General features: G+C 71.9%; 7 protein-coding genes. 1 reads left to right on the plus strand and 6 read right to left on the minus strand.

What is annotated here, in order from left to right; genetic code table 11:
• Positions 1-90 precede the first annotated feature (90 nt).
• From ACFWM7_RS30125 to ACFWM7_RS30150, 6 genes are all read right to left on the minus strand, one after another.
• A complete protein-coding gene (locus tag ACFWM7_RS30125) occupies positions 91-1467 on the minus strand; it encodes an LLM class flavin-dependent oxidoreductase (protein ID WP_383266519.1) in 1377 nt (458 codons plus the stop codon).
• A gap of 46 nt (positions 1468-1513) precedes the next feature.
• Complete coding sequence (locus tag ACFWM7_RS30130) at positions 1514-2263, minus strand: ABC transporter ATP-binding protein (RefSeq protein WP_383266521.1); 750 nt, start codon at positions 2261-2263, stop codon at positions 1514-1516.
• Positions 2239-3129, minus strand: coding sequence for an ABC transporter permease (locus tag ACFWM7_RS30135; RefSeq protein ID WP_383266523.1), 891 nt, complete (start codon positions 3127-3129; stop codon positions 2239-2241). The genes ACFWM7_RS30130 and ACFWM7_RS30135 overlap by 25 nt, the downstream gene beginning before the upstream one ends.
• Positions 3126-4208 (minus strand): ABC transporter substrate-binding protein, encoded by a 1083-nt coding sequence (locus ACFWM7_RS30140; RefSeq protein ID WP_383266526.1) that lies wholly within the window; start codon positions 4206-4208, stop codon positions 3126-3128. Before ACFWM7_RS30140 ends, ACFWM7_RS30135 begins: the two co-directional genes overlap by 4 nt.
• A gap of 40 nt (positions 4209-4248) precedes the next feature.
• On the minus strand, positions 4249-4752 hold the full coding sequence (locus ACFWM7_RS30145) for a flavin reductase family protein (protein WP_383266529.1): 504 nt from the start codon (positions 4750-4752) through the stop codon (positions 4249-4251).
• Positions 4753-5126: 374 nt separating this feature from the next.
• The gene (locus ACFWM7_RS30150) at positions 5127-6434 is read right to left on the minus strand and encodes an ROK family protein (RefSeq protein ID WP_383266534.1); all 1308 of its coding nucleotides are present in this window, start codon (positions 6432-6434) and stop codon (positions 5127-5129) included.
• Positions 6435-7022: 588 nt separating this feature from the next.
• Between ACFWM7_RS30150 and ACFWM7_RS30155 the strand changes: the two genes are divergently transcribed.
• The gene (locus ACFWM7_RS30155; RefSeq protein ID WP_383266531.1) at positions 7023-9440 is read left to right on the plus strand and encodes an endonuclease/exonuclease/phosphatase family protein; all 2418 of its coding nucleotides are present in this window, start codon (positions 7023-7025) and stop codon (positions 9438-9440) included.
• The last annotated feature ends 32 nt before the right edge of the window (positions 9441-9472 follow it).

Genomic DNA, 9472 nt, shown 5'->3' on the forward strand with positions numbered 1-9472 from the left:
GCCGGCTGTCGCCGACCAGCCGGCGGGCCCAGCGGGTGCCGGTCCCCGGCTGCGGCTGGGGACCGGCACCGCCGCGCGTCGTACAGTCGGTCACCGGGCTCCCGTCGTGGCGAGGTCGGCGTGGGGGGCGACCGCGTCGAAGAGCTGGTTGGCGGGGCGCGGCAGGCCGTAGTGCTCGCGCAGGGTGGAGCCGGTGTACTCGGTGCGGAAGAGGCCGCGTTCCTGGAGGATCGGAACGACCCGGTCGACGAAGGCCTCCAGGCCGGAGGGGAGTACGGCGGGCATGATGTTGAAGCCGTCGGCGGCCCCGCTGTCGTACCAGTGCTCGATGGTGTCGGCGACCTGCTCGGCGGTGCCGGCGAAGGTGCGGTGGCCGCGTCCGCCGCCCAGCCTCCCGATGAGCTGCCGTATGGTCAGGTGCTCGCGGCGGGCCAGCTCCACGATGAGGGTGTAGCGGCTCTTGGCGCCCTCGATCTCGTCCTCGGTCGGGATGTCCTCGGGGAGTTCGGCGTCCAGGTCCAGGTCCTCCGGGGCGATCTTGAGGCGCAGGGCGAGCTGGCGTTTGGCGTACTCGGGGACGATGAGACGGTCCAGCTCGGCGTCCAGCTCGTGGGCCTCGGCCTCGGTGTCGCCGATGACGGGGACGATGCCGGGGAGGATCTTGATGGAGTCCGGGTCGCGGCCGAGCGCCACGGCCCGCGCCTTGACGTCCTTGTAGAAGGCGATGCCCTCCTCCAGGGTCTGCTGGGCGGTGAACACCGCTTCGGCGTACCGGGCGGCGAAGTCCTTGCCGTCCTCGCTGGACCCGGCCTGCACGAGCAGCGGGTAACCCTGGGGCGGGCGCTGGACGTTGAGGGGCCCGTCGACGCGAAAGAACTCACCCCGGTGGCCGATGGGGCGGACCCGGTCGGCCAGCGCGTGGACGCCCTGCTCCTTGTCGGCGACGACGGCGTCGTCCGCCCAGCTGTCCCACAGCTTGGTGGAGACCTCGACGAACTCGGCGGCACGGCGGTAGCGCTCGCGGTGCAGCGGGGTGTCGTCCAGGCCGAAGTTGCGGGCGGCGTCCGCGCCGGCGGTGGTGACGATGTTCCAGCCGGCCCGGCCGCCGGAGACATGGTCCAGGGATGCGAACCGGCGGGCCAGGTTATAGGGCTCGTTGTAGCTGGTGGAGGCGGTGGCGATGAGCCCGATGTGCTCGGTGGCCCCGGCGAGCGCGGTGAGCAGGACGGTGGGCTCCAGCTTGGCGGCGGGGCGGCGGCCGGGGTCGCCCATGAGGACCGGGCTGTCGGCGAGGAACAGGGAGTCGAGGCGGCCGCGTTCGGCGGTCCGGGCGAGGTTCTTGTAGTGCTCGATGTCCGAGTTGGCTTCGGCGGGGCTCTCGGGGAGCCGCCAGGAGGCCTCGTGGTGGCCGGTGGACATGAGGAAGGCGTTGAGGTGGAGCTGCTTGCGGGGTCCGGCGGAAGGCATGGGTGTCTCCAGAAAGGTGCGGGCGGAGGCGTGGGGTGGAGGTGCTTCAGGCCGTCGTCGGCGGCTGCGCGACCCCGAGCGCGGTGAGCAGGGTGTCGCGGTACTCCTGGAAGCGGGCGTCGCGGCGGGAGCGCGGGGTCGGCAGGTCGATGGCGAGGTCGACGGAGATCAGCCCGTCCTCCAGGACGAGCACCCGGTCGGCCAGCTCCACGGCCTCGTCCACGTCATGGGTGACCAGGAGCACCGCGGGGCGGTGGCGCTCGTACAGTTCGCGCAGCAGGCCGTGCATCTTGATCCGGGTCAGGGCGTCGAGCGCCCCGAACGGCTCGTCGGCCAGCAGGAGTTCGGGTTCGCGGACCAGGGCGCGGGCGAGGGCGGCACGCTGCTGTTCGCCTCCGGACAGCTCGTGCGGCCAGGAGCGGTCCCGGCCGGCCAGGCCCACTTCCTCCAGCGCGGTCAGGCCGCGTTCGCGGGCGCCGGGGCCGCGCAGGCCGAGGGTCACGTTGTCCAGGACGCGGAGCCAGGGCAGCAGCCGGGAGTCCTGGAAGGAGAGCGACACCCGTTCGGGGACGAGGAGCTCACCGGAGCCCTCGACCGTGTGGTCGAGCCGGGCCACGGCCCGCAGCAGGGTGGACTTGCCCGAGCCGCTGCGGCCGAGGAGGGCGGTGAACTCCCCCGGCGCCACCGTCAGGTCCAGCTCCTTCAGGACGATCCGGTCGCCGAACCTCCGTACCAGCCGGGTCGTGCGGACGGCGGGCGGGGCCTTCGTGATCAGCCCGCCAGGGTGCGTCGCCATGACAGGACCTTCCTTTCAATCGCGCGTACTCCCGCGTCGGAGGCGAAGCCGAAGAGCCCGTAGGCGACCAGGCCCACGATGATCACGTCGGACTGGGCGTACTGCTGGGCCTGGAACATCATGTAGCCGATGCCGCTGGTGGAGTTGATCTGCTCGACGACGATCAGGCCGAGCCAGGAGGAGGTGACGCCGAGGCGCAGGCCGACGAAGAAGCCGGGCAGCGAGCCGGGGACGACGACCTTGCGCAGAAACTGGGCGCGGCTGAGATCGAGGCCCTCGGCGAGCTCCACGTACCGGCTGTCGATGGAGGTCAGCGAGGCGTAGGTGTTGATGTACATGTTGACCGCGACGCCGAGCGCGATCACCGTGACCTTCATCTGTTCGCCGATGCCGAGCCAGAGGATCAGCAGCGGCAGCATGGCGAGCGAGGGGATGGCGCGCTTGATCTGGAGGGGCCCGTCGACCAGATACTCCCCGCTGCGGCTGAGCCCGGCGGTGACCGCGAGGACCACCCCGGCGGTGACGCCGAAGAGGAGGCCGAGCCCGGCTCGCTGGAGGGAGATGAGGACGTTGTCCTGGAGTCGGCCGGTGGCGACCAGGTCGGTGGCGGTGGAGACGACGCTGCCGGGCCCGGACAGGATGCGCGGGTCCAGATAGCCGGAGGCCGATGCCGCCCACCACAGGGCGACGAGCAGGACGGGGCCGAGGAGCCGGCCGAAGGGGACCGCCCGTCCGGGGCCGAGCCGTCTGCGGGTGCCGCGCGCGACGGCGGGTCCGGCGCGGTCCGCGGTGTCCGACGGAGGAGGCGCGCCCTTGGTGAGGACGGCGGGACCGCCGGAGCGGGCGGTGGGCAGCAGGTCGGTCATGAGGTCTCCCGGTATTTGGCGGGAACGGACTCGGCGGCCAGCCCCTCGAAGCGGCGGTCGAACAGGTCGGCGACGTCCTGCTTCGGTACGAAGCCGCCTTCGGCCATCAGGTCGGCGGTCTCCTGCTCCCACTCGATGGCCTTGTCCCAATTCGCGGGGAACTGGGGCTTGTTCAGCGAGGTGACGATGCGGCGGCCGTCCGCCACGGAGACGCCCTCGCTCTTCACGTAGTACGTGTCGATCCACTCGTCCGTGTTCTCCCACGCCCAGACCAGGCCCTTGGCCCACAGCGGGATGAAGCTGCGGACGGCGGCGGCCTTCGCCGGGTCGTTGAGCACCTCCACCGGGGCCCACAGGACGGTGAGCAGGTCCACGACCTCGGTCTTGAGGCCGGTGGCGCCGTCCTTGCCGTACTGGTCGAGGTACTTGGTGAGGGTCGGCTCGCCCAGCGGCGCCACGTCGACCTGCCGGGACTGGAGGGCGGTGAGGAACTGGGTGCTGGGCAGGGCGACGAGCTCGACGTCGCTGTTCTTCAGCCCGGCCGCCTTCAGGGCGCGCAGCACGACGACGCCCTGGGCCTGGCCCTGGGAGAAGCCGATCTTCTTGCCTCGGAAGTCCTCCACCGAAGCGATGCCCGAGCCCGGAGCCGTGGCGAAGGTGTAAATGGGCCGCGGGCGCACCTGGACGGCGACGATCTTCGTGTCGACGCCGATGGCCTTGGCCTGGATCGGGGGAATTCCCGCATTCGAGGCGAGGTCGATGGACTGGGCCCGAAAACCCTGGATGATATCCGGGCCCGCGCTCAGGTTCGGCCATTCCGAAACGGTGAAGGCGAGGTCCTTCTCCAGACCGGACGGCTTCAGTTGGAGCCGGGTCTGACGTATCGCGACGGTCAGTTTCGTGCCCGGCGGCGGTGCGCCCGAGGGAAGCTTTCCGGTGGGTTCGGAACTGACCACGGTCTTGGTCTGCGGAGAGCAGGCGGCGAGGCCGAGAACCGTTCCGGTGGCGAGAGCGAGAAAGGACCGGCGGCCCACGGTTCGGCGGGTCGCGGAAAGGTCGTCGGTCTGGTGACGAGGCATGGGATGTGTTCCTGGCTTTTGGAGGGAGTGGTAGGCGGTTTCAGAGGGAGTGGTAGGCGCCGTCGTGGAACAGCAGCGGGCTGCGGTCCTCGTCTAGCCAGGAGTCGGTGACCCGGGCGATCACGATCCGGTGGTCCCCGGCGGGCACGATCCGCTCGGTCTCCAGGCGCAGCCAGCCGGCCACACCGTCGAGCACCGGTTCACCGTCCGCCAGCCGCCGCCAGGCGGTGGGGGCGGCGAACCGGTCGATGCCGCTGGTGGCGAAGGTGCGGGCCAGGGACTCCTGGTCGGCGCCGAGGAAGTTCACGACGGTGGAGAATGCCTCCTCCACATGGGGCCAGGAGGAGGACGTGGTGCCGATGCCGTACGAGACGAGCGGCGGGTCCAGGGACAGCGAGGTGAGCGAGGTGGCGGTGAATCCGACGGGGCCGCGGCCGGAGTCGGCGGTGACGACGACCACGCCCGCCGGATAGCGGCGGAACACCTGCTTGAAACGGTCGGGGGCGTAGGCGGGGGCATGGGAGGGCACGGTGACGGTCAACATCTCTCCTGGGAAGGAAGGAGGGGAATACGAGAAATGGGCGCACGGGAGCACGGAGACACGAAGGCGCTGCCACCTGTTACGGCTGCTACGGAATCCGCCAGGAAGGGAACGACAAGGCGTCAGAAATGCGACGGGGCGTTTGTCAGGAACCCGGACAGGTGCGACAACGACAGGGCCGGGAGACCATCCTCACCGGCGCAGCCGCGCGACAGCGGTGAGCCGTGCGGGGCACGCTCTGCTGAATACGCTGTCGGCTGGTCATGAATCCATTGTCCTGTGGGGCTGTCGGGCCGGTCAACAATGCAACGTTCTGAATTAAGTCGGGTTCCGCACCGGCCGGGGGACGGGTCCACCGGACGGTGCGGCGGACGGGTTCAGGACACGGCGGGCAGCGCCGGCCAGGGCCCCAGCGGGTCGGTGTACAGCGCGCCGAGCGCCACCGCACCGCCCGCGGTGGCCAGCACCGAGCCGGTGAAGCTGCTCGGCACCACGGCCCGTTCGGGGTCGTCGCAGACCCAGGAGCGGCGGGCCACCTCGGCCCGCAGGTGCGCCAGGCACTCCGGTATGCGGCCGGCTCCGGGCTCGACGACCACGAGGACCTCCGGGTCGAACATGTCGAGCAGCAGGGCGGCCGCCCGGCCGACGAGCAGGGCGCGCCGGCGGAAGAGCCCGATCGCCCGCTCGTCCCCGGCCAGGGCCCCGTCGAGCAGTTCGGTGAACGAGCCGACGATCAGGCCCTGTTCGGCAGCCCGGCGCACCATGGCCCGCTCGGAGACCTCCGACTGGAGGCAGCCGGCGCGGCCGCACGAACAGGGCTCGGCCCCGCCCGATCCGCCTGACCCCAGCGGCAGATGGGCCACGCTGCCCGCGCCGGACCGGGGGCCCAGGTGCAGGCTCCCGGAGCTGGCGAACGCGGCGTCCACCACGGCCCCGACGAACAGCAGGACCGTGCTGACCCGGGTCGACGCCTCGCCGAACAGTTGCTCGGCGCGCGCCAACGCCCGGGAGTGGCTGTCCACATGAACCGGGAGGCCGGTGGCGGCTTCGAGGATCTCGCGCACCGGGACGTCCCGCCAGCCCAGGTGCGGATGATCGACGACGACTCCGGCGGCCGGGTCCACCCGGTGTCCGGTGGCGAAGCCGAGGGCGAGGACGGTCCGGCCCGCGGAGTGCGCGTCGACGAGCCGGGGCAGCCGGTCGGCGAGGTCGCGCAGCAGGGCTGGCCCGGTGGCCAGGCCGCGCGGGGAGACGTCGGGGACGGTGGCGTACGGGCTCCTCGCGCCGGCGTGCGGCTGCCGGTCCTCGGCGACGATCCGGCCGCGCAGGTCCATCAGGGAGACGGTGGAGTGCGCGACGGCGACATGGGCCCCGGCGACCAGGTAGCTGCCGGTGTCGATCTCGACGGGGATGTGGGGACGGCCGAGCTTCCTGGGCCCGGCGGTCTCCGCGCCCTCCCGGACGAGCCCGCGCGCCAGCAGCCGGCCGACGTGGCCGGTCACCGCCGCCGGGGAGAGACCGGTGAGCCGGGCGACGGTGGACCGGGCGACGGGCCCGTGGTCGAGGATCGCGCTCAGCACGGATCCGGTGCCGACGGCCCGGCGGACTGGCCCGGCGGCCGGGATGTCCGAGCGGCGCAGCGGGGTGGTGGTGCGGCGGCGGTGGGGCACGGGCGGACGCTTCACTGGTGTCTTCACGGGTCCTCGATGGCAGCGGGCCGTGCGGGAAGGCGTCCGGACGGAGCCGGAGCCTCGTGCCGAGAACCCTCCGGGTTGCGGCTTCTCCCGTGGAACGGTGGCCCCGGGTGCGTACACCGGGCGCGATCCGGAAGGGATCCGGACGTGAATCCGGGCGCACACCGGAAGGGCTCCGGTGGCGGTCGCGACGGGGCGGGGTGCGTTCAGGCCCGATGACACGCCGCGGAGCACACGCGCTTCAGGTCGACATGACCTCGCGTCGTCAGGTGTGCGGATCGCTGCATGGCGCGCAACGTAGCCGGAACGGTGCAACCCGGTCAAACACCTGCCCGCATGCTGGACGACCGTCTCGGCAGGGCGCGTTGCTCCGCTGTTGCCGCACGTGACAGGCGCGTGGCGGGGGTATGGCAGCAGCATGGCGGGCATGCGAAGCGGGTGCGCGGTCCCCTCGCGGAGCCGTGAAGGCCCGTCCGCCATCCGGCCGATGCCGGGAATTAACCGGTGATGCCTTGTCATGCCCCGTTCTACGCGCATAGCTTTTGCCCCTACCACTCAGTTCAGTTGGGGGCTCCTCCCGTGCAGATATACAGATCCGGTTCCGTCCTGCTGACCGGCGCCGTCGCCGTCGCGCTCGCGGTGACCGCCCTGCCCGCCGCCCAGGCGGCCCCGTCCGCGACCGCCGTCATCTCCGAGGTGTACGGCGGCGGGGGCAACTCCGGCGCGACGCTGACCCGGGACTTCGTCGAGCTGGCCAACGCCGGCTCCGCGCCCTTCGAGGCCGACGGCCTCAGCGTCCAGTACCTGCCGGGCAGCCCCTCGGCCGGTTCGCAGTGGCAGGTCTCCGAGCTGTCCGGGTCGATCGCGCCCGGCGGCCGCTACCTGGTCGCGCAGGCCGCGGGCGCCGGCGGCACGGTCGCGCTGCCCACCGCGGACGCCACCGGCACCGTCGCCATGGCGGCGGGCAGCGGCACCGTCGCCCTGGTCTCCGGGACGGCCCCGCTCACCTGCAAGTCGGCGGCGGACTGCGCGGCGGACACCCGGATCGTCGATCTGGTCGGTTACGGCTCCGCGGTCGTCCGGGAGGGCAGCGGCCCGGTCCCCGGCGCCTCGGCCACCGCGTCCGTCGCACGGGCCGCCTCGCCGGCCGACACCGACGACAACGCCGCCGACCTCACCGCGGGCGCCCCGACCCCGGTCAACGCCAAGGGCGAGACGTCCGGCGGCGGGCAGCCGCCGGAGGAGCCCGGCCCGACCGAGCCCGGCGACGTACGGATCCACGACATCCAGGGCACCACCCGCGTCTCCCCGCTCGACGGCACCGCGGTGACCGGCGTCCCGGGCGTCGTCACCGGCGTACGGACCAGCGGCTCACGCGGCTTCTGGATCCAGGACACCGCACACGACCACGACCCGCGCACCGGCGAGGGCCTGTTCGTCTACACCGGCTCCACCGCCCCCACCGTCAAGGTCGGCGACGCGGTCCTGGTCAGCGGCAAGGTCGCGGAATACTACCCGGGCACCGGCACCCAGTCGCTCACCCAGATCGCCGCGCCCCGCACCACCGTCCTCTCCTCCGGCAACGCGCTGCCCGCCCCGGTCGTCCTCGACGCCCGCTCGGTGCCCGGCCGTTACGTGCCCTCGGCGGACGGCGGCGCGATCGACGCGCTCCCGCTGGACCCGGCCCGCTACGCGCTGGACCTGTACGAGGCGCTGGAAGGCTCCCGGATCCAGATCGCCGACACCCGGGTGACCGGGGCGACGACCGCGTACGACGAGATCTGGGTGACGGTCAAGCCGCGGGAGAACCCGACCCGGCGCGGCGGCACGCTCTACGCCTCGTACGAGGACCAGAACACCGGCCGCCTCAAGGTGATGTCGCTGGACCCGGCGCAGCCGGTCCCCGCGGCGAACGTGGGCGACGTGCTGAAGGGCCGCACCACCGGCGTGCTCGACTACGCGAGCTACGGCGGCTACAACGTGCAGGCCACCGAGCTGGGCACCATCGTCGACAAGAAGCTGCGGCGCGAGGTGACCCGCAAGCAGAGGAAGGACGAGCTGGCGGTCGCCACGTACAACGTGGAGAACCTCGACGCGAACGACGACCAGGCCAAGTTCGACACCCTGGCCGAGGGCGTGGCGGTCAACCTGTCCTCCCCCGACATCGTCTCGCTGGAGGAGATCCAGGACGACAACGGTCCGGTGAACGACGGCACGACGGGCTCCGAGGCGACGCTGAAGCGGTTCACGGACGCGGTCGTCGCGAAGGGCGGGCCGCGCTACGCCTGGCGCTACATCGCCCCCGAGAACAACAAGGACGGCGGCGAGCCGGGCGGCAACATCCGCAACGTCTTCCTCTACAACCCGAAGCGGGTCTCCTTCACCGACCGGCCGGGTGGCGACGCCACCACGCCGGTGCGGGCCGTCGACACCTGGCTGGGCGTCAGGCTGTCCGCGTCCCCGGGCCGCATCAACCCGGCGAGCCCGGCGTGGGCGGACAGCCGTAAGCCGCTGGTGGGCGAGTTCGTCTTCCGGGGCAAGCCGGTCTTCGTCATCGGCAACCACTTCGCGTCCAAGGGCGGCGACCAGCCGCTGCACGGCCGCTACCAGGAGCCGACACGGTCATCGGAGACCAAGCGGATCCAGCAGGCCGCCGAGGTCAACACCTTCGTCACCTCACTGCTGAAGGCGGACCGGTCGGCGCGGGTCGTCGCGCTCGGGGACTTCAACGACTTCGAGTTCTCCCCGACGATGAAGTCGCTGACCAAGGGGAAGGTGCTGAAGCCGCTGATCAGCACGCTGCCCGTCGGCGAGCGGTACAGCTATGTCTTCGACGGCAACTCGCAGACGCTGGACCACATCCTGACGAGCCCCGGCGTCCGCCGCCTCGACTACGACGTGGTGCACATCAATGCCGAGTTCGCCGACCAGGCGAGCGACCACGACCCGCAGGTGGTGCGGATCAAGGTCGGCGGCCTCTGGCCCTGGTCCTGGTAGAGCACGGCGTCCGGGCGGGACGGGCGATTCTC

This window comes from Streptomyces sp. NPDC058375 (genome assembly GCF_042723425.1).
Lineage (GTDB): Bacteria > Actinomycetota > Actinomycetes > Streptomycetales > Streptomycetaceae > Streptomyces > Streptomyces durocortorensis.